General features: G+C 57.9%; 27 protein-coding genes and 1 tRNA gene. 12 read left to right on the top strand and 16 right to left on the bottom strand.

Translation table 11 applies throughout. The features are described 5' to 3' along the window. Window positions 1-19: 19 nt before the first annotated feature. The 11 genes from GTU67_RS09150 to GTU67_RS09100 form a co-directional block, all read right to left on the bottom strand. Entirely contained in the window at window positions 20-925 is a 906-nt protein-coding gene (locus GTU67_RS09150; RefSeq protein WP_249417661.1) for a hypothetical protein, read from the bottom strand. Between the two features lie 166 nt (window positions 926-1,091). Next, window positions 1,092-1,523, bottom strand: coding sequence for a F0F1 ATP synthase subunit epsilon (locus GTU67_RS09145; RefSeq protein ID WP_093969793.1), 432 nt, complete (start codon window positions 1,521-1,523; stop codon window positions 1,092-1,094). 11 nt (window positions 1,524-1,534) lie between these two features. Continuing rightward, a complete protein-coding gene (gene atpD, locus GTU67_RS09140) occupies window positions 1,535-2,953 on the bottom strand; it encodes a F0F1 ATP synthase subunit beta (RefSeq protein ID WP_185779778.1) in 1,419 nt (472 codons plus the stop codon). A 46-nt stretch (window positions 2,954-2,999) separates the two neighbouring features. After that, complete coding sequence (gene atpG, locus GTU67_RS09135) at window positions 3,000-3,914, bottom strand: F0F1 ATP synthase subunit gamma (RefSeq protein WP_185779777.1); 915 nt, start codon at window positions 3,912-3,914, stop codon at window positions 3,000-3,002. Window positions 3,915-4,013: 99 nt separating this feature from the next. After that, window positions 4,014-5,555 carry a F0F1 ATP synthase subunit alpha gene (gene atpA, locus GTU67_RS09130; RefSeq protein ID WP_185779776.1) on the bottom strand — a complete coding sequence of 514 codons (1,542 nt, stop codon included), beginning with the start codon at window positions 5,553-5,555 and terminating at the stop codon, window positions 4,014-4,016. Window positions 5,556-5,588: 33 nt separating this feature from the next. Beyond that, the gene (locus GTU67_RS09125) at window positions 5,589-6,128 is read right to left on the bottom strand and encodes a F0F1 ATP synthase subunit delta (protein WP_093969797.1); all 540 of its coding nucleotides are present in this window, start codon (window positions 6,126-6,128) and stop codon (window positions 5,589-5,591) included. A 15-nt stretch (window positions 6,129-6,143) separates the two neighbouring features. Beyond that, entirely contained in the window at window positions 6,144-6,614 is a 471-nt protein-coding gene (locus GTU67_RS09120; RefSeq protein ID WP_093969798.1) for a F0F1 ATP synthase subunit B, read from the bottom strand. Window positions 6,615-6,745: 131 nt separating this feature from the next. Beyond that, window positions 6,746-6,988, bottom strand: coding sequence for a F0F1 ATP synthase subunit C (atpE, locus tag GTU67_RS09115; RefSeq protein WP_093969799.1), 243 nt, complete (start codon window positions 6,986-6,988; stop codon window positions 6,746-6,748). Window positions 6,989-7,108: 120 nt separating this feature from the next. Further along, window positions 7,109-7,990: a F0F1 ATP synthase subunit A gene (gene atpB, locus GTU67_RS09110; protein ID WP_185779775.1), complete on the bottom strand. Its 882-nt coding sequence runs from the start codon at window positions 7,988-7,990 to the stop codon at window positions 7,109-7,111. 78 nt (window positions 7,991-8,068) lie between these two features. Further along, window positions 8,069-8,473 carry an ATP synthase subunit I gene (locus GTU67_RS09105; RefSeq protein ID WP_346727011.1) on the bottom strand — a complete coding sequence of 135 codons (405 nt, stop codon included), beginning with the start codon at window positions 8,471-8,473 and terminating at the stop codon, window positions 8,069-8,071. Between the two features lie 198 nt (window positions 8,474-8,671). Next, entirely contained in the window at window positions 8,672-9,448 is a 777-nt protein-coding gene (locus tag GTU67_RS09100; protein ID WP_185779773.1) for an enoyl-CoA hydratase, read from the bottom strand. Window positions 9,449-9,478: 30 nt separating this feature from the next. On the opposite strand from GTU67_RS09100, the gene GTU67_RS09095 reads away from it, so the two are divergent. From GTU67_RS09095 to ttcA, 4 genes are all read left to right on the top strand, one after another. Continuing rightward, window positions 9,479-11,248 (top strand): M61 family metallopeptidase, encoded by a 1,770-nt coding sequence (locus GTU67_RS09095; RefSeq protein ID WP_185779772.1) that lies wholly within the window; start codon window positions 9,479-9,481, stop codon window positions 11,246-11,248. 14 nt (window positions 11,249-11,262) lie between these two features. Further along, complete coding sequence (locus GTU67_RS09090) at window positions 11,263-12,036, top strand: SDR family oxidoreductase (RefSeq protein ID WP_185779771.1); 774 nt, start codon at window positions 11,263-11,265, stop codon at window positions 12,034-12,036. Window positions 12,037-12,104: 68 nt separating this feature from the next. Then, a complete protein-coding gene (folB, locus tag GTU67_RS09085; RefSeq protein WP_185779770.1) occupies window positions 12,105-12,470 on the top strand; it encodes a dihydroneopterin aldolase in 366 nt (121 codons plus the stop codon). Window positions 12,471-12,475: 5 nt separating this feature from the next. Beyond that, on the top strand, window positions 12,476-13,480 hold the full coding sequence (gene ttcA, locus GTU67_RS09080) for a tRNA 2-thiocytidine(32) synthetase TtcA (protein WP_185779769.1): 1,005 nt from the start codon (window positions 12,476-12,478) through the stop codon (window positions 13,478-13,480). Window positions 13,481-13,491: 11 nt separating this feature from the next. Here ttcA and GTU67_RS09075 read toward each other — a convergent pair whose 3' ends face one another. The 5 genes from GTU67_RS09075 to hemA are packed head-to-tail and all read right to left on the bottom strand — an operon-like array spanning window position 13,492 to window position 17,652. After that, window positions 13,492-14,064, bottom strand: coding sequence for a UbiX family flavin prenyltransferase (locus GTU67_RS09075; protein WP_185779768.1), 573 nt, complete (start codon window positions 14,062-14,064; stop codon window positions 13,492-13,494). Next, complete coding sequence (gene grxD / locus GTU67_RS09070) at window positions 14,057-14,383, bottom strand: Grx4 family monothiol glutaredoxin (RefSeq protein ID WP_093969808.1); 327 nt, start codon at window positions 14,381-14,383, stop codon at window positions 14,057-14,059. Before grxD ends, GTU67_RS09075 begins: the two co-directional genes overlap by 8 nt. 30 nt (window positions 14,384-14,413) lie before the next feature. After that, on the bottom strand, window positions 14,414-15,235 hold the full coding sequence (gene prmC / locus GTU67_RS09065; protein WP_185779767.1) for a peptide chain release factor N(5)-glutamine methyltransferase: 822 nt from the start codon (window positions 15,233-15,235) through the stop codon (window positions 14,414-14,416). A gap of 5 nt (window positions 15,236-15,240) precedes the next feature. Further along, window positions 15,241-16,320 (bottom strand): peptide chain release factor 1, encoded by a 1,080-nt coding sequence (gene prfA / locus GTU67_RS09060; RefSeq protein WP_185779766.1) that lies wholly within the window; start codon window positions 16,318-16,320, stop codon window positions 15,241-15,243. A gap of 57 nt (window positions 16,321-16,377) precedes the next feature. Next, entirely contained in the window at window positions 16,378-17,652 is a 1,275-nt protein-coding gene (hemA, locus tag GTU67_RS09055) for a glutamyl-tRNA reductase (RefSeq protein ID WP_185779765.1), read from the bottom strand. A 170-nt stretch (window positions 17,653-17,822) separates the two neighbouring features. Between hemA and GTU67_RS09050 the strand changes: the two genes are divergently transcribed. The 8 genes from GTU67_RS09050 to GTU67_RS09015 all read left to right on the top strand — a co-directional run bounded on the left by GTU67_RS09050 (window position 17,823) and on the right by GTU67_RS09015 (window position 24,313). Then, window positions 17,823-17,898 (top strand) — tRNA-Phe (locus GTU67_RS09050). Window positions 17,899-18,071: 173 nt separating this feature from the next. Continuing rightward, window positions 18,072-19,385, top strand: a complete 1,314-nt coding sequence (locus tag GTU67_RS09045; RefSeq protein ID WP_185779764.1) for a tyrosine-type recombinase/integrase — start codon at window positions 18,072-18,074, stop codon at window positions 19,383-19,385. Between the two features lie 59 nt (window positions 19,386-19,444). Continuing rightward, a complete protein-coding gene (locus GTU67_RS09040; protein WP_180150773.1) occupies window positions 19,445-19,735 on the top strand; it encodes a plasmid mobilization protein in 291 nt (96 codons plus the stop codon). Between the two features lie 51 nt (window positions 19,736-19,786). Then, window positions 19,787-20,458: a TrbM/KikA/MpfK family conjugal transfer protein gene (locus tag GTU67_RS09035; RefSeq protein WP_185779763.1), complete on the top strand. Its 672-nt coding sequence runs from the start codon at window positions 19,787-19,789 to the stop codon at window positions 20,456-20,458. A 10-nt stretch (window positions 20,459-20,468) separates the two neighbouring features. After that, the gene (locus GTU67_RS09030; RefSeq protein ID WP_185779762.1) at window positions 20,469-21,131 is read left to right on the top strand and encodes a lytic transglycosylase domain-containing protein; all 663 of its coding nucleotides are present in this window, start codon (window positions 20,469-20,471) and stop codon (window positions 21,129-21,131) included. Between the two features lie 81 nt (window positions 21,132-21,212). After that, window positions 21,213-21,533 carry a TrbC/VirB2 family protein gene (locus tag GTU67_RS09025; protein ID WP_102776192.1) on the top strand — a complete coding sequence of 107 codons (321 nt, stop codon included), beginning with the start codon at window positions 21,213-21,215 and terminating at the stop codon, window positions 21,531-21,533. Window positions 21,534-21,536: 3 nt separating this feature from the next. Next, window positions 21,537-21,857 (top strand): VirB3 family type IV secretion system protein, encoded by a 321-nt coding sequence (locus GTU67_RS09020; protein ID WP_102776193.1) that lies wholly within the window; start codon window positions 21,537-21,539, stop codon window positions 21,855-21,857. An 11-nt stretch (window positions 21,858-21,868) separates the two neighbouring features. Next, complete coding sequence (locus tag GTU67_RS09015; RefSeq protein WP_185779761.1) at window positions 21,869-24,313, top strand: VirB4 family type IV secretion/conjugal transfer ATPase; 2,445 nt, start codon at window positions 21,869-21,871, stop codon at window positions 24,311-24,313. Window positions 24,314-24,317: the final 4 nt, after the last annotated feature.

The raw sequence follows: 24,317 nt of genomic DNA, 5'->3' as shown, positions 1-24,317 counted from the left end.
AAAGTTAAGCAAGACGATTTTAACCGTCTGGGGAAAAATTGTTTGACGGGTCGGGCCGATACACACTGGCATCGATTTGGTACTTTCGCATGAGGGCCCAGAAGGCACGACGGTGCTTTTGCGCGCCGCGGGCGGCCAAGGCAATGTTGCCCGAGCACGAACCGAGCGCGGCCGCAATGTAGGCCCGTTCAAAGCGCTCGATGACCCGCCCCTTTGCCGCCCTGAACGAGTCTTTACTGGTGGCCGTACGCGTGGCCGCAGCTACTGCATACGCATCGAGCTCGAGCCCGGTACGCTGCAGTATGGTATCGCACAGCTCGTCTTCAGACAGCATGGGCGGCGCATGTGACGCGGATGTCGGCTGGTTGGCACCGGCCACCGGCAAAGCAGCGGGCGCGGCAAACCCACGGCTTGTGCCCGACGATGCAACGCCGCTTGCAGCCAACGGCTGTACCACGTCGTTAAGCTGCAAAGCGACCCTTGACGGCGCGGGTTGCAGCCCATAACGCAACCCACCCCGGCTGACCAGCAATTGCTGAATACGCGCCCGCAATTCGTCGTAGCACAGCGGGAGGCGGATAAAGTCGGCGAGCCCCAGCGACAAGAGATCGTCGATTGCAGCGGCTTTTAGCCCGCTGACGACCGCCAGTGCAGGGGTCTCGCCTTTGGCGCCCGCTCGCGCCGACAGCAGGCGCCGCGCCCACGACAAATTGGAAGCGGTAACGCCGACAATACAAACATCGTATCGTCGCAGCATGACTTCGTTGTCGCGCAGGTACGAGCCTTCGTCAACGTCGGCTGACAACACGTCGCAGCCCACCGGGTGCATGACCAGCCTGCCCCCCAGGTACTCACCAGCATCAAGTGCCGACCAAAAGCCGTCATGCGGTTCCAGCAAGACAGCGCAATCTATACGTTCTCTCATGTATCCCCCTTGATATGAAGAGCCTGTGCTCAGGCCCTGAACGTATCTTAGGGACGTCAGTCACGCAGGACTATTCGGAAATATCAGCACTCGGATACTACGGGCGCAAATAGTTGACAGACGAAAAAAAACGGCCCGAAGGCCGTTTTTTAAGACGGGCAAACGCTTAGTGACGCGAAGAGCGTGCGTTACGAAGCTTTTGTGCTGCTGCAGCCTGTGCGGCCAGCATGGCCAGCTCGGCTTCGACGACAGCAATGTCGGCCTTGTCTTTGGCATTGCGAAGGGCCTCTTCCGCACGCTTGCGTGCTTCGAGTGCCTTGGCTTCGTCGAGGTCTTCGGCACGGATAGCGGTATCGGAAAGCACCGTTACACCACCGGGTTGAACTTCGAGGATGCCGCCGGCCACGAAAACATTGGTTTCACCACTACCATCGGCGAGAACAATCTTTACCGTACCCGGGCGAATGCGCGAGATGAGCGGCGTGTGACCAGGCATGATGCCCAGTTCGCCGGACTCGCCGGGCAGAACCACGAATTTCGCCTCACCGGAGAAAATCGATTCTTCTGCACTGACGACGTCTACGTGTAATGTGGCCATAAGAGTCCCTTTTACAGTGCTTTGGCTTTCTCGAGCGCTTCGTCGATGGAACCAACCATGTAGAAGGCCTGCTCGGGGATCGCGTCGCACTCGCCTTCAACAATCATCTTGAAGCCGCGCAGCGTTTCGGACAGCGGAACGTATTTGCCGGGCGAACCGGTAAAGACTTCGGCAACGTGGAACGGCTGCGACAGGAAGCGCTGGATTTTACGTGCACGAGCAACAGCCTGCTTGTCTTCGGGCGAGAGTTCGTCCATACCCAGAATGGCGATAATGTCGCGCAGTTCTTTGTAGCGCTGCAGTGTTTGCTGAACGCCACGGGCAATCGCGTAGTGCTCTTCACCAACCACTTGCGGGTCGAGCTGACGGCTGGTGGAGTCGAGGGGATCGACGGCGGGGTAAATACCCAGCGCGGCGATGTCACGCGACAGAACCACGGTAGAGTCAAGGTGCAAGAAGGTTGTTGCAGGCGACGGGTCGGTCAAGTCGTCGGCAGGAACGTAAACGGCCTGGATCGACGTAATAGAACCGGTTTTGGTCGAGGTAATACGCTCTTGCAGCTTACCCATTTCTTCGGCCAGCGTAGGCTGGTAACCCACCGCCGAAGGCATACGACCCAGCAGCGCGGACACTTCGGTACCGGCCAGGGTGTAACGGTAGATGTTGTCAACGAAGAAGAGGATGTCACGGCCTTCGTCACGGAATTTTTCGGCCATGGTCAGACCCGACAACGCAACGCGCAGACGGTTGCCTGGAGGCTCGTTCATCTGACCGAACACCATCGCTACCTTCGACTCGGACAGGTTGTCCATCTTGATAACGCCGGCTTCAGCCATCTCGTGGTAGAAGTCGTTACCTTCGCGGGTACGCTCGCCCACACCGGCAAACACCGACAGACCACTGTGTGCCTTGGCGATGTTGTTGATGAGCTCGAGCATGTTAACAGTTTTACCTACACCGGCACCCCCGAACAGACCGACCTTACCGCCTTTTGCGAAGGGGCAAACCAGGTCAATAACCTTGATACCGGTTTCGAGCAACTCGACCGAAGGCGAGAGTTCGTCGAACTTGGGGGCATCTTGGTGAATGGCGCGTGTTTCTTCAGACAGAATGGGGCCGCGCTCGTCGATGGGACGACCGAGAACGTCCATAATGCGACCCAGCGTGCCCTGACCGACGGGCACCGAAATAGGTGCGCCGGTGTTGGCCACAGCCATGCCGCGGCGCAGGCCGTCGGATGAACCCATGGCGATGGTGCGGACGACGCCGTCGCCCAGCTGCTGCTGGACTTCGAATGTCAGACCAGCTTCGGCAAACTTGGAGCTGTCGTCTGCGAGTTTAAGCGCGTCGTAAATTTTTGGAATGCTGTCGCGGGGGAACTGAATATCCACCACGGCGCCGATGCACTGAACGATGGTACCGTTGCTCATGTTTAGTCCTTGCTAAATATCTTTGACGGGATGCCCTTCTGTTTGGTTAAACAGCGGCAGCGCCCCCGACGATTTCTGAAATTTCTTTGGTAATGGCAGCCTGACGGGTTTTGTTGTAAACCAGTTCAAGATCGCCGATGATTTTCTTGGCGTTATCAGACGCTGCCTTCATGGCCACCATACGAGCGGACTGCTCGGATGCCATGTTTTCGGCAACAGCCTGATACACCAGGCCTTCAACGTAACGCTGCAGCAGGTCGTCGATGACCGACTTCGAGTCGGGCTCGTAGATGTAGTCCCAGCCGTACTTCGTGTTCAGGACGGCGTCTTCGGATTTCTCCTGGAACGTGCCCTCGGTTTGGAACGGATCGGACAAGCCGCTGGGCAGGGGCAACAAACGCACAAATACCGGCTCTTGCTTCATGGTGTTGACGAAGCGGTTGGTGGCCAGATATACGGCGTCGATTTTGCCATCGACGAAATCGTCGATTTGTACCTTGAGGGCACCGATAAGACGCTCGAGGTTGGGTTTGTCGCCCAACTGAACTTCTTGGGACACCAGATTGGTGCCGATGCGCGTCAAGAAGCCAAGACCCTTGTTACCCAACGCAGTTGCCTGAACCTTGATACCTTTTTGGTCGAACTCTTTGATGCGGTTCAGGACCAGACGGGTAATGTTGGTATTCAGGCCACCACACAGACCTTTGTCGGTAGAGACAAGCACAATGCCGACGCCTTTCACGTTCGAACGTTCGACCATGAAAGGATGTGTGTAGTCGGGATGCGCTTGCATCAGGTGAGCGGCAATGTCGCGCACCTTGGTTGCATAGGGACGACCAGCACGCATCCGGTCTTGCGCCTTGCGCATTTTGGATGCAGCCACCATCTCCATGGCTTTGGTGATCTTCCGCGTGTTTTGCACGCTTTTGATCTTGGTTCGAATTTCCTTAATTCCGGCCATCGCAATTCCTGTCAGGGCGTTATGGCGGAGCAGGCGTGGCCTGCTCCTGTAGTCCTACGGGCAGCGGGGCTAACCGCCCTGCCACCCTCGCCAGTCAAATTAAAAAGCACCGTGCTTTTTGAACTCTTCAATTGCGGCAACCAGCTCTGCTTCGTCTTCTTTGGACAGTTCTTTCTTGTCTTCGATGCGCTGAACCAGGGCAGCGTTCTTGGACTTGAGCGACTCTTTGAGTGCTTTTTCGAAAGGCAGAATCTGATCGACTTCGAGATCGTCGAGGTAGCCTTTGGTAACGGTGAACAACGAAACGGCCAGTTCCCAGACTTGCAGCGGCTGATATTGAGGCTGCTTGAGCAGTTCAACAACGCGCTTGCCGCGCTCGAGCTGGCGACGGGTTGCGTCGTCGAGGTCGGACGCAAACTGCGCAAACGCAGCCAGTTCGCGGTACTGGGCCAAGTCGGTACGAATACCACCAGCCAGCTTTTTAACGACCTTGGTTTGAGCCGCACCACCCACACGCGATACCGAAATACCTGCGTTAATAGCAGGACGGATACCGGCGTTGAACAAGTCGGTTTCAAGGAAGATCTGACCGTCGGTAATCGAAATTACGTTGGTAGGAACGAACGCGGACACGTCGCCTGCCTGGGTTTCGATGATAGGCAGCGCGGTGAGCGAACCTGTTTTACCCTTGACTTCGCCTTTGGTGAACGCTTCGACGTAGTCGGCGTTAACGCGAGCAGCGCGCTCGAGCAGACGGGAGTGCAGGTAGAAGACGTCGCCGGGGTAAGCTTCGCGGCCGGGAGGACGACGCAGCAACAGCGAAACCTGACGGTAGGCCCAGGCTTGTTTGGTCAGGTCGTCGTATACGATAAGGGCATCTTCGCCGCGATCGCGGAAGAATTCGCCCATGGTGCAGCCCGAGTAAGCAGCCAGGTACTGCATCGCGGCGGAGTCGGAAGCCGAGGCAGCAACAACAATGGTGTATTCCATTGCGCCGTGCTCTTCGAGCTTGCGAACCACGTTATTGATGGTTGAAGCCTTTTGACCAATAGCCACATATACGCAAGTAACGTTCTTGCCTTTCTGGCTGATGATCGTGTCGATGGCGACAGCAGTTTTACCGGTTTGACGGTCGCCAATAATCAGCTCGCGCTGGCCACGACCGATTGGCACCATGGAGTCAATCGCCTTGATACCGGTTTGAAGCGGCTGATCGACTGATTGACGTGCAATAACGCCGGGCGCAACCTTTTCGATGATGTCGGTGTGCTTGGCATTGATGGGGCCTTTGCCGTCGATGGGAGCGCCCAGGGCGTCTACCACGCGACCGCGCAGTTCGGGGCCAACGGGTACTTCGAGAATGCGGCCGGTTGTTTTAACCGGATCACCTTCGGAAACACCGGTGTAGTCGCCCAGAATAACGGCACCCACGGAATCGCGCTCGAGGTTGAGCGCCAGGCCGAAGACGTTATTGGGGAATTCGAGCATTTCGCCCTGCATTACGTCGGACAAGCCGTGAATGCGGGTGATACCGTCGGTCACGGATACGACCGTGCCTTGTGTACGTACGTCGGTAGACGCGCCCAAGCCTTCGATGCGGCTTTTCAACAGCTCGCTGATCTCTGACGGGTTAAGTTGCATGTTCAGACTCCTGAATCCTGTTATATGGCTCGCTTAGGCGGCCAGCGTGTCGCGCATGCGGGCCAACTGGGCCTGCACAGAAGTATCGAGTACCTGGTCGCCAACGATCACGCGGACACCACCGATAAGGGCGGAGTCGACGGTGACAGATGGCTTGAGCTTGAGGCCAAACTTTTTCTCGAGACCGGTTAAAAGCTCTTGAACCTGCGAATCGCTCAGCTCGAATGCGCTGGTGATTTCGGCAAGTGCGGTGCCCTCGAACTGGTTTTTCAACAGATCGAATTGCTGTGCAATTTGGGGCAACAGCAAAATGCGCCCGTTTTTGACCAGCAGTTCGATGAAATTACGTGCCGCATCTGACAGGGGTGATTTGATCAGCCCTGTAAACAGTTCGATGCGCTGATCGTTGCTAAGACGCGGATCAGTCAGTGCTTCGCGCACGTCGTCAAGGCTTGCCACTTCGGCAAGCTCGTTAACCAAACCCGACCAGGAAGCCAAGGCGTCCTGGTTGCCCTTGGCCGTAGCGAAAAGCGCTTCGGCGTAGGGTCGGGCAATAGTCGATAATTCAGCCATGGCCTTGCCCTAATATTAGAGTTGTGCCTTGAGCTGATTTAACAGCTCGGCGTGTGCCTGTGCATTGACTTCTCGTTTGAGAATCTGTTCTGCACCCTTAACAGCCAAGTTTGCAACGTCGGCACGAAGCCCGTCGCGCGCACGCTGAACTTCTTGTTCGGCGTCTTGCTTGGCCTGCGCAATGATTCGAGCCTTTTCAGCTTCGGCTTCACGACGAGCTTCGTCGATGATGGCCGCGGCTTGCTTTTCAGCTTCGAGCATGCGGGCGTGATTCTCGGATTTGGCAGAGGCCTCGATCAGACTGATACGTGCCTGGGCCTGGGCCAAATCGGCCTTACCCTTGTCGGCAGCTGCAAGACCATCGGCAATTTTCTGACGGCGATCTTCGATTGCTTTTGTCAAAGGTGGCCATACGAATTTCATCGTAAACCAACCCAAAACAAAAAACACGATCATCTGAAAAAAGAGAGTCGCGTTTAAATTCACGGTCGTGTCCCTTTAATACCACAAGTGCCCGCAGCGATGCTGCAAAACACCCAATGTCCAAGTCGCGAGCAGCGCCCTGCGGCACTGCCTACGACTACTTAGCCCACCCGTACTGGCGGGCGTATTGTTGCTTAGCCGACGAAGGGGTTGGCGAAAGCGAACAACATGGCGATACCAACACCGATCAGGAACGCAGCGTCGATAAGACCAGCCAACAGGAACATTTTGGTTTGCAAAGCGTTCATGAGCTCGGGTTGACGAGCCGAAGCTTCGAGATATTTACCACCCATCAAAGCGATACCGATCGAGGCGCCAAAAGCACCCAGGCCAACAATAAGACCGCAAGCCAGAGCAACGAAAGCAACGTTGGTCATAACAACTCCTTGGTTAAAAAACCTTGTGTAATCAAAAAGCCAAAAAGAAAACTGCTTTGCAAGAAAACCTTGCGCCCCGAACAGCTGCCCCCGGATGAGAGCAACTGCGCCGGAAATTTATTAATGGTCTTCGTGAGCCAAACCGACATATACAAGCGCCAACATCATGAAAATGTAAGCCTGCAATACGACGATAAGGATGTGGAAGATTGCCCACACGGAACCGGCCAGAACATGACCAATACCCAAACCGATACTTGCACCATTAAAGCCTGTCCACGCACCACCCAGCAGAGCGATAAGCATGAAGAGCAATTCGCCGGCAAACATGTTACCGAACAACCGCATTCCCAGCGACACGGTTTTGGCGGCATATTCCATCAGGTTCAACAGAACGTTGAACGGAACGAGGAGCAGACCAACAAAGCCATGGGCGTGGAAGGGAGCTGTGAACAGACTTTTTACGAAGCCGCCACCGCTCTTGATTTTGATGCCGTAATAGATAGTGAGCAGCAACACACCCAGGGACATACCCATAGGCACGTTGAGGTCGGCTGTTGGCAGAATGCGGTGGTAATACAGCGGGTCGCCATGCTCGGCGCCAACGCCTGTCATTTTGAAGATCCAGGCCAGCAAGTCGACGGGCACCAGATCGAGGGCATTCATGAGAATGACCCACAAGAAAACGGTAAGTGCCAGCGGTGCCACAAAACGGCGTGTAGCTTCGCTGGGGATAATGCTTTTGGATTCTTGTGCGACCATGTCGACAAGCATTTCGACAGCGGTTTGAAAGCGACCCGGAACGCCGGCACTGGCGCGACGCGCGGCCGACCACATGGCCAACACGACAATAAGACCCATAAGAATGGACCAGAACAACGAGTCGTAGTTGATGACCGAGAAATCGGCGATAGTCGATTGCTTCTCGCCGAGGCCATTCAAATGCACTAAGTGGTGCTGAATATAATAGGACTGTGGCGAAATATCACTAGCAGCAGCCATTTGAACCCTTACCCTGTTGACTATATAACGAGCACGATGCCGCTTGGCACGACACCGCACATGAATTTTTGCACCACACTACGGCAGCTTGCTGAACATTAGCAAAAGCACGTAGCCCTTAAGTACCATGACCAGCCCAAAAATAAGCGCCGGCCAAACCAGCCACGCCTGCGCCAGATAAACACCCAGCACCAGCAACGCAACTGCACCACCCAGCTTGATGAGCTCGCCGAGCAGAAACCCTGCCGGGTTGGCAGGACGACCCATAACCAGGCCGACCAGCAAGCGCAACGCAAACAACGCATTGGGCACCAGGTAAGCCGCAGCACCCAGCAAAGCCGAGGCACCGGCATACACGCCCGCTACCAGCCAGCACACCACAACGGCAACAGCCGCCATGACTGCCTGGGCAACCAACGCCCGCAAGAGACCTTTTTTGGCCTTGGCCTGCAAGCTGGCTTTTTGTGCTTCGGTTAGCTGCACTGCAGCACCAGAGCCCGGGGATTTTACCTGATTAGCGGATGACACGTTGGGGTAAACCTTATTGGGGTAACCGCAAACCTGCCTGCGCATTCCCGCTGTTGTTTGTTAAGCGTCAAACCCGCAGAGTATAACTTTATTTTTTAAGCGTAAGCAAATCGTAAGGTAGCCCGCCTATGACGACTGGCGGGCCTTTGGCTGCTATTCGTGCTTGAACTGGGGCTGACGCTTTTCGATGAAGGCGTTCATACCCTCTTTTTGGTCGTGGGTTGAAAACAACGCATGAAAATTGCGACGCTCGAAGAGCAGGCCTTCGTTGAGCGGCGCCTCGTAGGCACGGTTTATCGCCTCTTTGGCCATCATGACCGAGGGCAATGACATAGCGGCAATGACGGTGGCGGCTTCGAGCGCTTCGTCGAGCACGCGATCGGAAGGCACAACACGCGACACCAAGCCTGCGCGCTCTGCTTCGGCGGCGTCCATCATGCGGGCCGTCAGGATCATGTCCATAGCCTTGGCTTTACCCACTGCACGTGGCAAGCGTTGGGTGCCGCCAAAGCCCGGAATAATGCCAAGCTTGATTTCGGGCTGGCCAAATTTTGCATTTTCACCGGCAATGATGAAGTCGCACTGCATGGCCAGCTCGCACCCGCCGCCTAAAGCAAAACCCGACACCGCCGCAATAATCGGCTTGCGTACGCGACGCAGATATTCCCACTGGTGGCCCAGGTAGTCTTGTTTATAAACGTCGGTATACGACCAGTCTTTCATCGCCGCAATGTCGGCGCCTGCAGCAAAGGCCTTTTCGCTGCCTGTGATGACAATAGCGCCGATATTGTCATCGGCATCAAACGCCTTCATGGCATTGGCCACTTCGTCAATCACCTCGTTGCTCAGAGCGTTAAGGACTTTGGGGCGATTCAGTGTCAAAAGACCGACCCGGCCGCGTGTCTCGACCTTGACCAATGGCTCACTCATGCTGACTCCTTGCAAAGTAATATATGCGTTATGAATGCAAAACCATTACTTTACCGCTTAATTCCTGCCGACCCGGCCGGCCATTATTTTTCGGTCGAGCTGACCCTGCAAAACCCAAACCCCGAGGGGCAAGTGCTCAGTCTGCCCGCGTGGATTCCGGGCAGCTACCTGATTCGCGATTTTGCCCGACACATTGTGAATATCGCCGCCAATGTTAATGGCCGCCGTGTCGACATACAAAAAATATCCAACCACAGCTGGCGCTGTGCCCCCTGCAAGGGCCCGTTAACCGTGCAGTACACCGTTTACGCCTGGGACTTGTCTGTGCGCGGCGCACACTTCGACGAAACCCATGCCTTTTTTAATGGCACCAGCGTTTTCCTGGCGCCCGAAGGGCACACGCACCTTGAATGCCTGGTCGACCTTAAGGCGCCCGCGCACCGGGCCGACTGGAAGGTGTACACCAGTTTGCCCGAAGCCGATGCATCGCAATACCCCGGGGCGGCCAAACTGCACGGCTTTGGGTTGTATTGCGCCCCCGACTACGACGCCCTAATTGACCACCCCGTTGAAATGGGTACGCCGAAAGTCGCCCAATTCAAAGCCCATGGCGCCGAACACGAACTCGTATTCACCGGCATCGCCCCAAACCTGGACTTGGATCGCATCACCGCAGATGTCCAGAAAATATGTGAGACCCAGATCAGCTTTTTTGAGCCCGAGACTCATGCGGCGCCTTTTCTGGACAGCAGCAACCGTTATGTATTCATGACCATGGTCACTGGCGATGGGTATGGCGGCCTCGAACATCGCGCTTCGACTGCGCTGATGACTTCGCGCAACGACCTCCCCGTTGCCGGGCAAACCAACCCTCCCGATGGCTACACTAACTTCTTGGGCTTGGTCAGCCACGAATATTTCCACACCTGGAACGTCAAGCGCATCAAACCCGCGGCCTTCGTGCCCTACCAGCTCGACCGCGAAAACCACAGTCGCCTGCTTTGGGTATCCGAAGGCTTTACGTCGTACTACGACGACCTGATGCTGCTGCGCGCGGGCCTTATCGACGAAGCCAAGTATTTCGGCCTGCTCGCCAAAACCATCGACACCGTCACCAAGGCCCCCGGCCGTCTGATGCAGTCGGTGGCCGACAGCTCCTTCGACGCCTGGACACGTTTTTACAAGCAAGACGAAAACGCCACCAACGCATTGGTCAGCTACTACAGCAAAGGTTCACTCATTGCCCTGGGCCTCGACCTTTTTATTCGACACGCCTCAAGCGGGCACGCGTCGCTTGACGATGTCATGCGCTTGTTGTGGGGCCGTTACGGAAGACACTTTTACACCGGCACACAAAGCGGTATTGATGAAAACGCCATGGTGTCATTAATACACGAGGCCTGCGGCGTCGATGTTGCCGACTTTCTGGCGCGCCATGTCGATGGCTGCGAAGATGTGCCGCTGCAAACACTGCTGGCCAACGCCGGTATTTTGCTCGAGCGCACAACCGCCCCCGAGACGCCATCGCTTGACGTACGCACGCGTGCAAGCCAGGGGCGTATTGAGCTGGCCAGCGTGATCAATGGCGGCGCCGCCCATCAGGGCGGGCTGTCGGCCGGCGACCAACTGGTGGCCATTGGGGGGTTACGCGTTGCCGACACCGGCGACATCGACCGGCTTTTACGCGCCTACAAAGCCAATGACACCGTTAGCGTGCATGTGTTCCGCCGCGATGAACTTCGCACTTTTAATGTATGCCTTAACCCAGCACCCGCAGGTTGGGCAATAAAGCGCAAATAAAGAATTTTCTAGCCATGACTGATCGCTCTGAAGCTCAAAAAATCGTCCTGATTACCGGCGCCGCAAAGCGCCTGGGCCGAGAAGTCGCGCTCAAGTTCGCCCGGTCGGGCTGGGGCGTTGCCATCCACTACAACCGGTCTGGCGCAGATGCCGAACGCACCCTGGCCGAACTTCAACAAATGGGCGTGCGCTGCACGGCGGTTGGCGGCGATCTGGCCAACCCGGAAGCCCCGCTTGCCGTGTTCAAGCAAACCCTCGATGCCCTGGGTCAGGTCGACGCCGTTGTCAACAACGCATCGTTGTTCGAGTTTGACGACCCAAAAACATTCTCGGTGGCGTCGCTACAGGCGCACATCATGCCCAATCTGGCCGCCCCGCTGTTGCTGGCACAACAACTTGCCGCGCATATCGAAACCCGCCCCAACGCCCAGGGCGTCATCGTCAACCTGCTCGATCAAAAGCTCTGGAGCTACAACCCCGACTTTTTTTCGTATACGCTGACCAAGGCCGCGCTCCAGGCCGCAACCACGATGCTTGCCCAGGCGTTCGCCCCCCGCTTACGTGTGGTGGGCGTCGCGCCGGGCCTGACACTACCCAGTCACCTGCAAACCGAAGCCGATTTCGAACGCACACACGCGCTGTCGCCACTGGGCAAAGCCAGCAGCCCGGAAGACATTGCCCGCGCCATTTTATTTGCGGCCGAAACGCCCAGCATGACGGGCACGTCTATTGTGGTCGACGGCGGTCAGCACTTGCTTGGCCTGCAGCGCGACTTTAGCTGCTTATAATCTGTTTTCTTACGCCAACCTGCGTTGGCTGCGGCCCCGTACCGCCGCCAACCCTTACGCCACTACTCATGCTTACCCGCCGGATCTACTTTTCGCAGCTCGCCCTTGATGCCCACATTGGCATTCTGGAACACGAACTGCGTGCCACCCAGCCCCTTCACATCGACGTAGAGCTGGACGTCGACATTCATCAGCCTGTCGACGACATGAATATCCAGACGGTGCTTGATTACCGCCTGGTGCGTGCCGCCATTGTGCAAGAGTGCACCCAGGCCCATGTACATCTTATTGAAACCCTGGTCGAGCAGGTGACCGAGCGGCTGCTGCGCGATTTCCCGGAGATCAAGCACATCAAGCTGCGCATCAGCAAACCCAATGCGTTTTCCGACTGTGCAGCCGTAGGCATCGCCATCGAACGAAGCCGCCAAAACTGAACACCATGAACACTACAGCAACCCCGGACACCGCCTCCGTCGACACCCCGCGCGAGCCGCGCAAAATGAGTGTCAGCGAAAACAAACTGACCAAACGCCTGATCCGCGAAACAGGCCGCGCCATTATCGATTTCAATATGATCGAAGCCGGCGACAAAGTCATGGTGTGTCTCTCGGGCGGAAAAGACTCTTACGGCCTGCTCGACCTGCTGCTCATCCATCAGTCGCGCGCACCGTTCAAGTTCGACATTGTGGCGGTCAACCTCGACCAGAAACAGCCCGGCTTCCCCGAGCACGTTCTGCCCGAATACCTGACACGCGTCGGCGTGCCGTTCCACATCGAAAACCAGGACACCTATTCGGTCGTGACGCGTGTGATCCCCGAGGGTAAAACCATGTGCTCGTTGTGCTCGCGCATGCGCCGGGGCATTTTGTACCGCGTGGCCAAAGAGCTGGGCGCGACAAAAATTGCATTGGGCCACCACCGCGACGACATTCTGGCCACGTTCTTTTTGAATCTGTTTTACGGCGGGCGCATGAAGGGCATGCCAGCCAAGCTCAAGTCAGATAATGGCGAACACATCGTGATCCGGCCTTTGGCTTACGTGCCCGAGAAAGACCTGATTGCCTACGCCAAACTGAAAGAATTCCCGATCATCCCTTGCACCTTGTGCGGTTCACAAGAGAACCTGAAGCGCCAGGAAATCAACCGCATGATCGCCGAATGGGATCGCAAGCTGCCGGGCCGGTCGTGGAATGTATTTGCCGCGCTGGCGCATGCGGTACCGTCACACCTGATGGATAGCCGTATCTTTGATTTTGCCGGCCTGAAAGCCGATGGCGCTGCAGACGAAGACGGCGACAAGGCGTTTGATACCGAGGATTTCAGCGACGCGCTGGCCGCCTTCAGCGATGATGACGACGAGACGGACACCAAAACGCAGACAAGCCGCAGCAGCCCCAAGGTTATCCCGCTAAACGTAGTAGGCGACCTGCAAAAACTGGGCTAAGGCCCACGGCGTCAGGTGCCTTCCCAGCGGGGGCCCTGCACGTCGATACCCACCAGTTCAAGCACACGGGCCACCGTGTGGTCGACCATCTCTTCGATGGTTTTGGGGTGATGATAAAACGCCGGCAATGGCGGGAAAATGACGCCCCCCATTTCGGTGACAGACGTCATGTTGCGCAAGTGCGCCAGATTCAGCGGCGTTTCGCGGACCATAAGCACCAGACGCCGGCGCTCTTTAAGGGTGACGTCGGCGGCGCGGGTAATGAGGTTGTCGGAGAACCCGTGCGCCACAGCGGCTAGCGTACGCATGGAACACGGCACCACAACCATGCCGGCTGTGTCGAACCCGCCACTGGCCAGCGTCGCGCCAACATCGCGAAAGCTGTACACGCGATCGGCCATATCGTGCACGGCCTTGCGATCGAGATCGAGCTCGTACTTGATATTTAGCACGCCCGATGGCGAAACCACTAAATGGGTTTCGATATCGGGCGCCTTTTCGCGCAGCGTTTGCAGCATGCGCACGGCATAAATAGAGCCTGTCGCCCCGGTAATGCCGACAACCAGGCGACGCTTGTTAGCCAAGTGCGCCTGCTTCTTTCAGTGCCGTTACCAGTTCGCCGGACTCGTGCATTTCGGCCAGAATGTCGGAGCCGCCGATGAACTCGCCGGCAACGTACAACTGGGGGATGGTTGGCCAGTTCGAATACTCTTTAATGCCCTGACGGACTTCTTCGTCTTCAAGAACATTGACGGTCACCAGTTTAGTCACGCCGGATGCCTTCAGAATTTGAATGGCACGACCCGAGAACCCGCACTGCGGAAATTGCGCCGTACCCTTCATGAACAACACGACGGGGTTGCTGGTAACGGTTTCCCGGATGAAATCTTGAACTTCGCTCATGGTGCCCTCTAAACAGTGGAATTGTGTCTATTATAAATAGCCGCCGGAAATCCGCTCGATACCGGCCAGGTCACGGCGGCTTTCGACCCGCTGGAAACCGGCCTGAGCCAGCAACTGCCTGACGTCGGCACCCTGATCCCAGCCATGTTCAAGCCACAGTGCCCCACCCTCGGCCAGCCAGGCAAGCGCGCCTTCGACGATGCGGACCAGAGCCTGCAAACCGTTGGCGTCGTCTGTCAGGGCGCTGCGCGGTTCGAAGCGCAAGTCGCCTTGGGCCAGGTGCGTGTCGTCGGCCCGAATATACGGCGGATTTGAAACAATTAAATCGAAAGGGCTGGTCTCGGCCGGCAGCGCCTGGTACCAGTCACCCTCGAAAAACTGTACTGCGGCCCCCAACTGCTTTGCATTGGCATGCGCAACCTGCAGCGCCTGGGGGCTTGAATCTGTTGCCGTAACGCTGGCCCGCGGGTACGCCAAAGCAACAGAAATCGCAATAGCGCCGCTACCCGTCCCGAGGTCGAGCACACGCGGCTGGGCGACAGACTTGCCCTGCAAAATGTCGAGTGCGGTTTCAACCAGCACCTCGGTGTCGGGACGCGGTATAAGCACCGCCGGCGTTACCTGAAAGTCGTGCCCCATAAATTCGCGCGTGCCCAAAATATAGGCCATGGGCTCGCCGGCTTGTCGACGTGCCATCAGTGCCTGAATGTTGGCTACGGCGTCTTCTGGCAGCGGGTCGGTATCGTGGGCCACCAGCCAGGCGCGCGACACCCCCAGCACCTGCTGCAACAGCATCTGCATTTCAAGACGCGGCAAGGGTGAGTCGCGAAGCAAGTCGCGCACACAGCTCATGCCGATCAGGCCTCGCTCATGGCGGCCAGCAAATTGGCCTGATGCTCGGCCAACAGGGTATTGGTCAACTCGTCCAGGTCGCCTTCCATAATGGCGCCCAGTTTGTAGAGTGTCAGGTTGATACGGTGATCGGTCACCCGCCCTTGCGGGTAGTTGTAGGTACGAATGCGTTCGGAGCGGTCACCCGAGCCCACCAGGCTTTTGCGCTCGGCCGCCTCTTTGCTTTGCTGCGCCTGCACCTGCTGGTCTTTCAGGCGCGCTGCAAGTACCTGCATGGCCTTGTCTTTATTACGATGCTGGGAGCGATCGTCTTGACACTCAACGACCAGCCCGGTGGGCAAGTGGGTAATACGCACGGCCGAATCGGTTTTATTAATGTGCTGCCCACCCGCGCCGCTGGCCCGGAAGGTGTCAATACGCAAATCAGACGGGTTAATCACAATATCGGTGACCTCGTCGGCTTCGGGCAACACGGCCACGGTACACGCCGAGGTGTGAATACGGCCCTGGGTTTCGGTTGCCGGTACGCGCTGCACACGATGCGCGCCGGACTCAAATTTCAGCTGACCATAAACGCCGTCGCCATCCAGGCGCACAATGACTTCTTTGTAGCCCCCCACTTCTGACGGGCTTTCAGACATGAACTCGACCTTCCAGCCTTTGGTCTCGGCGTAACGGGTGTACATGCGCAACAGGTCGCCGGCAAACAGCGCACTTTCGTCACCGCCGGTACCCGCGCGAATCTCCAGAAACACGCTACGGCCGTCGTCGGGGTCTTTGGGCAGCAACAAGACCTGCAGGCTGTCTTCCAGGGCCGCAATACGCGCTTTACCCAACTTCAGTTCTTCTTCGGCCATGTCACGCATGTCGGGGTCGGCAAGCATGTCGGTGGCGGACTGCATGTCGCCTTCGACAGAGACATAGGTTTCGAATTCGCGCACCACGGGCTCGAGCTCTGCGCGTTCGCGCGACAAGCGGCGGAACTTGTCCATATTGCCGGCAATTTCGGGCTCGGCAAGCATGGCATCAATTTCTTTGAGTCGACGAGCGAACTGCTCGAGTCGATCGCGCATGGAGTCTTTCATAGGGAAAAGAAAAAGGAAAGTTGGAAGGCGCGGCGCAGCAAAGGACCCGTAGGGTCGCTAACGGCGGCGTTCTGCGTCGGGCAGCAAACGGGGAAGCAAGTCGAGCAATTGCTGACGCTCGGTGTCTTCGCTGCGGTTCAGGGCTGCAAGCGACCCGTGGATGTATTTTTGAGTGAGGCTGTGCGCGAGCTGCTCGAGCACGGCTTCGGGAGATTGGCCTTTGGCCAGCAGACGGCGGGCACGCTGCAGCTCGACGTCTTTGAGCTGCTCGGCCTTTTGATGAATGTCGACAATGGTGGGCACAATTTCTCGGTTGTGCAGCCAGTGCATGAAATTTTGCACACGGGTTTCGATGATGGCCTCGGCCTGCACGACCGCAGCGCGACGGGCATCGGTGCCGCTTTGCACCATGCGCCCCAGGTCGTCGACCGAATAAAGGTAAACATCGTCGAGGCGCCCGACTTCGGTTTCGATGTCGCGGGGCACGGCCAGGTCGACCATGACCATGGGCTTATGACGGCGAATACGCGTGGCGCGCTCGACCATGCCCAAGCCCAAAATGGGCAAGGAGCTTGCCGTACAGGACACAACGATGTCGAAGTCGGCCAGGGACGCGGGCAAGTCGGACAGCTTCATGGTTTTGGCCATGAAGCGCGATGCCAAGGCTTCGGCGCGCTCGGCCGTACGGTTGGCGACCGTCATTTGTGCCGGTTCGAGCGCGGCAAAGTGGGTGGCGCACAGTTCGATCATTTCGCCGGCACCGATAAACAGCACGCGGGTTTGCGACAGGTCGCCAAACACGCGTTCGGCCAGGCGAACGGCCGCAGCGGCCATAGACACTGAGTGCGCACCAATGGCGGTTTGCGAGCGAACTTCTTTGGCAACCGAAAAGGTGCGCTGGAATAGCTGATGCAACAAGGTGCCCAACGAGCCGGCCTGTTCGGCGGCGCGAACGGCATCTTTCATCTGGCCCAAAATTTGAGGTTCGCCCAGCACCATGGAATCGAGCCCGCTGGCCACACGAAACGCGTGGCGCACAGCTTCGTTTTGCTGGTACTGGTATAGGTGCGGCTGCAAGCTGCGCGATTCAAGCTTGTTGAATTCGGCCAGCCAGTCGGCCAGGCCCGCCGACACATGCGGTTCGGCAGCACAGTAGATTTCGGTGCGGTTACAGGTAGACAAAATGGCGGCTTCTTTGACCGACGCGCCAAACGCCGAGCGCAAACCATCGATAGCCGGCTTGAGAACCTCAAGCGGCATAGAGACACGCTCGCGCACCGATACGGGCGCCGAGACGTGGTTCAGACCGAAGGTAATGACGTCTACTGACATAATTGGGCTGTAAAAAACAGCTAACCGACACAACCGCTCATTATACCCGGGCAAGGGGAAAACCCTGAGAACCGAGTTACGTTTAAGGATAAAGACAGTTTATTTAAAATAAAAAGCGTTGCCCAAAGCACACATTTTTTTTTTGGTGTATTATTCTGCCTTCACCAGATGGCCTGGTAGCTCAGTTGGTAGAGCAGCGGATTGAAAATCCGCGTGTCGGTGGTTCGATTCCGCCCCAGGCCACCATTCTGCTGTTCCAGCACGGTTCAAAACCTCCCAAATCTTCAAAAAATCAATGTCTTAGGCGCAATTCGCTGCCCAGGACGTCTCACTGCGCGCCGCTACATCCCGAGTTTGTCTGTACCCCAGTTTGTACCCCACAATGGTTTCGTCATTAACGGCCTCTGGGGGTACAAGTCATGGGCTTACTGAGCGAGACTCAGATCAGAGCGGCCAAGCCCGGCCCAAAAGAATATCTGCTGAACGACGGCGACAACCTTTACCTGCGCGTTCGAGCGACAGGCAAGGCATGGATCTATCGGTACATGAGACACGGCAAGCCGGTGAAGCTGGGCATGGGGCCGTATCCGGGCGTCACGCTGGCCCAGGCTCGGATCAAGGCAAACGAGGCAAACAGCCTACGTGCCAACGGTCAGGACCCCAAGGACGTTCGTGACCGCGAGGAAGAACTGGCCCGGACCGCCCGCCTTCAGACTTTTGAACTCATGGCCCGTGCGTGGCACAAGAGCGCTAGCAAAGACAGGCATTGGTCCGATGCGTACTCGCACAGGATCATCCGGCACCTGGAGCTTCATGTATTTCCTTGGGTGGGAGACAAGCCCATCGACGCCATTCTGCCTACGGAGATTGTGTCATGCCTGCACCGTCCTAAAGATCGCGGCAACCTTGAAACTGCGCAACGGATACGTGAGGTCATTCAGCACATTTATCAGTACGCCGTAGACCTTGGCACATTGGAACCGGCAAAGAACTTCGTAAACAGGTACACAGGCGGGCTGCCTTCGCCCCGTGGCCGACATTACGCGGCCATCACTGATCCAGCTCAGCTCGGTCAACTCATGCGAGATATCCGCAACTACCATGGCAACTTCATCACATGCTGCGCGCTACGGCTGGCACCCATGCTGTTTCAGCGGCCTGGTCAAATCCGCTTTGCAGATTGGGAAGACATCAATTTAGAGGTTGAACTCTGGCGCTGCCCACCTGAAAAGATGAAGATGCGCGAATGGCAGAAACGCGATAGCCGCACACCGGCACACATCGTCCCCCTGCCACGCCAGGCATTGGAGATTCTTGAGGAACTGCATTCGCTCACTGGTCCAACCGGCCCAGTCTTCCGCAGCATGTCACGCCGCTCGGAAACCAGCCGGTATATCAGCGAAAACACCATCAACGTCGCCCTGCGTACCATGGGTTACGACACCAAGGAACAGATCACTGGTCATGGTTTCCGCGCCACGGCTCGCACCATGATTCGGGAACATCTGGGCTGGGACCCGGATGTCATCGAGCGCCACTTGGCGCATACATCCGATGAAGAACTCGGCAGCAGCTATGACCGCGCAGAATTCATCGCCCAGCGGAAAACCATGGTCCAGCAATGGGCCAACTTTCTGGATGAACTGGAAGCTGGCAAGCTGCCCCAGCCGGAGAGCAAAGTCCTGCAGTTCATACGCGAACGGCCCAAATCAAAGCTGCGATTTGGCACCTGAACGCGAATAGAAGCAGCGGCGGACTTTTGGCGGTAGCTCACCTCAAACAGGATATCTCCATGAACGAACCTCTTTCCGAGGTCATCCGTATTCGGGTGACCCCGTCTCATGCTGCACGCCTGGGCGAAGCAGCCGCCTTGTCTGGGCTGTCCCTCTCTAACTATGTAAGGCGGCGGCTTTCCGCCGACGATACGCTGCAGGAAGAACTGACGCTGCTGCGCAAAGTCGTGGCTGATCTGGGCCAACTGCGCGATACCCGCCTGGCCGCCATCGAAAGCGCCCATCTGCTGCGGGCCATGGCCAAGCCCGAACATCTCGCCATCGCACAACAGACGCTGCAGCAGCGCTGATTCTCCAGGCCGACAGGCCGCACGCTCTACCCCTCTCCCGGAGACTTCCTCATGCACACTCTTCCCGCCCTGCGGGCTGGGGCGCTGGCCCTTGCCTGCGCCCTGACTCCTGCTGCCCATGCAAACGGCACCATTGAGCTACTGACCGGCATCCCCCGACTGGCCTGCGAAGCGACGCTATGCCTGTCTTCCAGCCTGCGTCCTGGTGAGTGCAGCCCTTCGCTGGATCATTATTTCGATATCAAAAAATACAACAAACGCGGCCTGGACTGGTCTGCGACGGTCGCAGCCAGACGGGCTTTCCTATCTGAATGCCCCGCTTCCGGCGAAAATGGTATGGCGCAGCGTATCGACGCCATTTCTCGAGGGGCAGGCAAATGTGATGCGGACTTTCTGAACAGCAGCTACGCCGGTACGGCCTACAAATGGCGCGAACGCGGCTACCGCTACGGCGGCGACAGCTCCGAACCCGTCTACGAAGTGCATCCGCTTCGCACGGTCACGCTCACACAGCTCCCCGCCTATTGTGTGGTCTACAACGATCACGCCTGGACCTATGAACTGTCTGTCCGGTACGTGGGAAGGCCGGCCATGGGCGGCTACTGGATCAAGTCCGAAGATTACGAAGCGGCTCAGGCCAAGTGGGAAGCGGAACACACTGGGCAGTGGGCCAACGGCTGGAACTTCTCTCTGACCGACCCCAGGCACCGCAGCGACAACTGAGGACGCCGCCATGCTTACAGAACTCGCCGCCCTGGCCCTGGCCTGCGCTCCCGATATTCACCCGGTCACATTACATGCCGTGGTCAAGCATGAATCCAGGGCGCAACAGTACGCCATCGGCGTCAATCGCAAGGGCCACCAACTGCAGCGTCAGCCCCGCAGCCTGGAGGAAGCTACGGCAGCAGCGCAGAAACTGATTGACCAGGGTATCGACTTCGATGCCGGGCTGGGGCAGATCAATGTGCGTAACTGGGCCTGGCTGAGGCTGGATACGACTACAGTGTTTGACCCCTGCAAGAACCTCACTGCCGCCCAGACCGTGCTGGCTGACTGCTATGCCCGGGCCTTACCCACCCACCAAAACCCGCAGCAGGCACTACGCGCCGCGCTGTCCTGCTACAACACCAGCAATTTCCGCCGTGGCTTTACCAACGGGTATGTTGGAAAGGTACTGACTCAGGCAGGCATCAAGGTGCCTGCCCTGGTGCCGCTTGCCGACGCCACGACACCCCCGGCAGCGAACGGAACACCGACCCGGCCCTCATCGAAGCCTAAGCAGAAACCGCAATCCGAAGCGTCACCCGGCTCACCCGACGGTTTCACCTCCAACCCGGCGACTGACGGCTTTGCCCAGACGCCCGATTCTGAACCCGGCCAGCGTTCCGACACCTGACCACGGCCCACCGGGCCGGCCCTACTTTCCCTTGTCACCGTCACCCCTGCGCCGCGTGGCGTCTGGGGCAGGAGTCTTTCCATGTCACTACTGATCCGCATCAGAAACGCTACAAAACGCCTGCATATCTTCAACAGATGGACGACAGCCCTGCTGCTGTTCAGCATCACTCAGACTGCATCGGCCCAATCCATCGGTGGACTTACCAGGGCGCAGACGACGCTGCAGACCCTACGCGACAACCTGGATGTCATCCTGCCGATTGCCGCCATCATCATCGGCATCATCATCTTTGTGCTGTATTCCGCAGAGGTCATGCGCAAGGATGACGCCATCCGTTGGGGCATCGGTGTGCTGCTGGCCGGGTCAGCCGCTGAACTGGTAGTACTGCTCTGGAAGTAAGCCATGAACGATCACAGCTACCCTGTTTTCAAGGGGCTGGGCCGCAAGGCCACCTTCATGGGCATTCCCACGCGGCTGCTTCTGGGTGCCTTCGCCGTTGTCGCGATGATTGCCATGACAGCGGGCCTGGCCTGGTGGGGACTCTTGTTCGTGGTCATGCCTACCCTGGCCATCCTCACTCGCGACGACGACAAAGCGCTGGATGTCCTCTGGCTGGAACTCAAGACCCGTAAACGCAACCGTAACCAGCGTTTCTGGAAAGGTTCCAGCTACGCCTTGCACGGCTACCACCGGCGCCGCTCCTGGCGCACGCTTATCCGATAAAGGACGCCAGTATGACTGCTGCAGCCACTCTCGCCGTGGATGAACGGCGGGTTTCGCGCTATCTGCCCTATTCCCACCACGTCACAGATCAGATCATCGCCTGCGATAACCATGAGTACCTGGCCGTCATCAAGGTGGCGGGGCGCGCACCGGATGCCTACGCACAGGAAGAACTGAAGGAATGGATTGAAGCCTTGCATAACGTGCTGCGCGGCCTGCCCATGGGATCGGTCGGCTTCTATTCCCACATCATCCGCCGTCGCGTCACCGAATACCCGGAAAGCACTTTCAGCCAGCCCTTCGCCTCCCGGTTCGACGCGGCCTATCGCTCCACTTTCGACGCAAGCGGCCTGATGGTGAATGATCTGTACCTGTCGGTGCTGGTTCACCCGGTCGAGGATCCGATACTTGGCACCTTCGCCAGCTTGGAAAAGGCCGACAGCCAGCGCATCGCGCACTGGCAGACGGAATCCATCGCCCGCCTGAACGACATTCTGCGCACATTCAAGGCCGGTCTGTACCGCTACGATCCGCAGACGCTGGGGATTGTGGATCGCAATGGCTTTGCCTTCAGTGAAACCGCTGAGTTCCTGGGCTTTCTGCTTTCGGGGCGGCTACGGCCCGTACCGGTTTCGCGGGAACGGCTACGCGACACCCTGCCCTATGCCCGGCCCATCTTCGGCAAACATGGCGAGCTTGGCGAACTGCGTACCGTGGCAGACTCACGCATCTTCGGCATGATGGAGCTGCGCGACTACCCGGAAGCCAGCAAGCCCGGCCATCTGGACCGGTTGCTGGGCCTGCCGCATGAGTTTGTACTGACCCAATCCTGGGGCAGCCACACCGGGGCCGCTGCAAAGAAACTGGTGAAGCGCCATCAGAAGCTGCTGGTAGATTCCGGCGACGACGCCGGCAGCCAGGTGGCCCAACTGACCCAGGCCATGGATGACCTCACTTCTGGTCGTCTTGGCCTGGGCGACCACCACGCTACCTTGCTTATCTATGGCGACACGGCGGAAGGCGTGCGCCAGGCGCTGGCGCATACAGCCACCGCCTTGGCCGAAGAAGCCATCGGCTTCAGGCCATTGGAAAAAGCCCTGGAGGCTGGCTTCTGGGCGCAGTTGCCCGGCAACTGGCACTGGCGTCCGCGCCCGGTGCCCGTCACGTCGCTCAATTTCCTGTGCTTCTCCAGTCTGCATAACCAACTGACCGGCAAGCCCGCTGGCAACCCCTGGGGGCCAGCCGTCACCATGCTCAAGACGCAAACCGGCAGTCCATTCTTCTTCAACTTCCACGCTTCAGTGGAAGACCTGGACGAAACCGGCAAGCGACGCCCGGGCAACACCATGATTATTGGCATGACCGGCACCGGCAAAACCGTGCTGCAGGGCATGCTGCTCACCCAGGCACAGAAGTTTGGGGCAACGTGTGTAGTGTGGGACAAAGACCAGGGTATGCAGGTACTCATCATGGCGCTGGGAGGGCGGTACTTCAATATCCGCCTTGGCGAAGCGACCGGTTGGAACCCATTTCAGATGGAACCCACCAAGGGGAACGTCGCCTTCATGGTGCGACTGGTTGTATTCCTGGCGGAACGCAGGGGTGAAACAGTCACCACCCGACAACATGCCGACATTACCCGGGCCGTACAGCAGCTGACCACGCTCATCGACCGCGAAGCCCGCACGCTGTCCACCCTGAACACCCTACTGCCCAACCCTTATAGCGAGGATGACAGCACCAGTACCATTCACGCACGCCTGGCACCGTGGTGCCGGGGCGGTGAATACGGCTGGGTGTTCGACAATCCGTCAGATCAGCTGAGCCTGGCAACGGATGACGGCACACCCGCTATCTTTGGCTTTGACCTTACCGAACTGCTGGACGATGACGCGGTACGCGGCGCGGCCACCATGTATTTGAAGCACCGCATCGACGCCCTGCATGACGGACGGCGCATCATCAACCTATACGACGAATGCCAGCACCCGCTAAAAGACAAGCATTTCCAGGATGACATGCAGGACGCCAGCCGCACCATCCGCAAGAAAAACGGTGTGCTCGCCTTCGCTACACAGGAACCGGGCGCCATCACCCAAAACCCGGTCGGCCCTTCACTGGTTCAGCAGACGGCCACCCTGATTCTGCTGCCCAACCCCAGGGCCAAAGCCCGCGATTACATCGAAGGATTCGGCCTGACCCCCGCCGAGTTTGAGTTGCTGAAAACGCTGGGCGAAGCCAGCCGGAAGTTTCTCGTCAAGCAAGGCTCCAGCGTCACGGTAGCCCAACTGGACCTCTCCGACTGCGAAGACGAACTGCTGGTGTTCTCCGGCAGCCCCGATATGGCAGAGATTGCAGAACAAGCAGTCGCCCAGGCCGGGCCTGACCCAGCACACTGGTTGCCGTTGTACCTGGATGCAGTTCGCCAAGGCCGTATTGTCCCGGCCTCTTCATAGGAAT

The organism is Pusillimonas minor (genome assembly GCF_014237865.1).
Taxonomy (GTDB): Bacteria; Pseudomonadota; Gammaproteobacteria; order Burkholderiales; family Burkholderiaceae_B; genus Neopusillimonas; species Neopusillimonas minor.
Note: the sequence above shows the minus strand (reverse complement) of the source record. Positions and strands in the feature narration are given on the sequence as shown.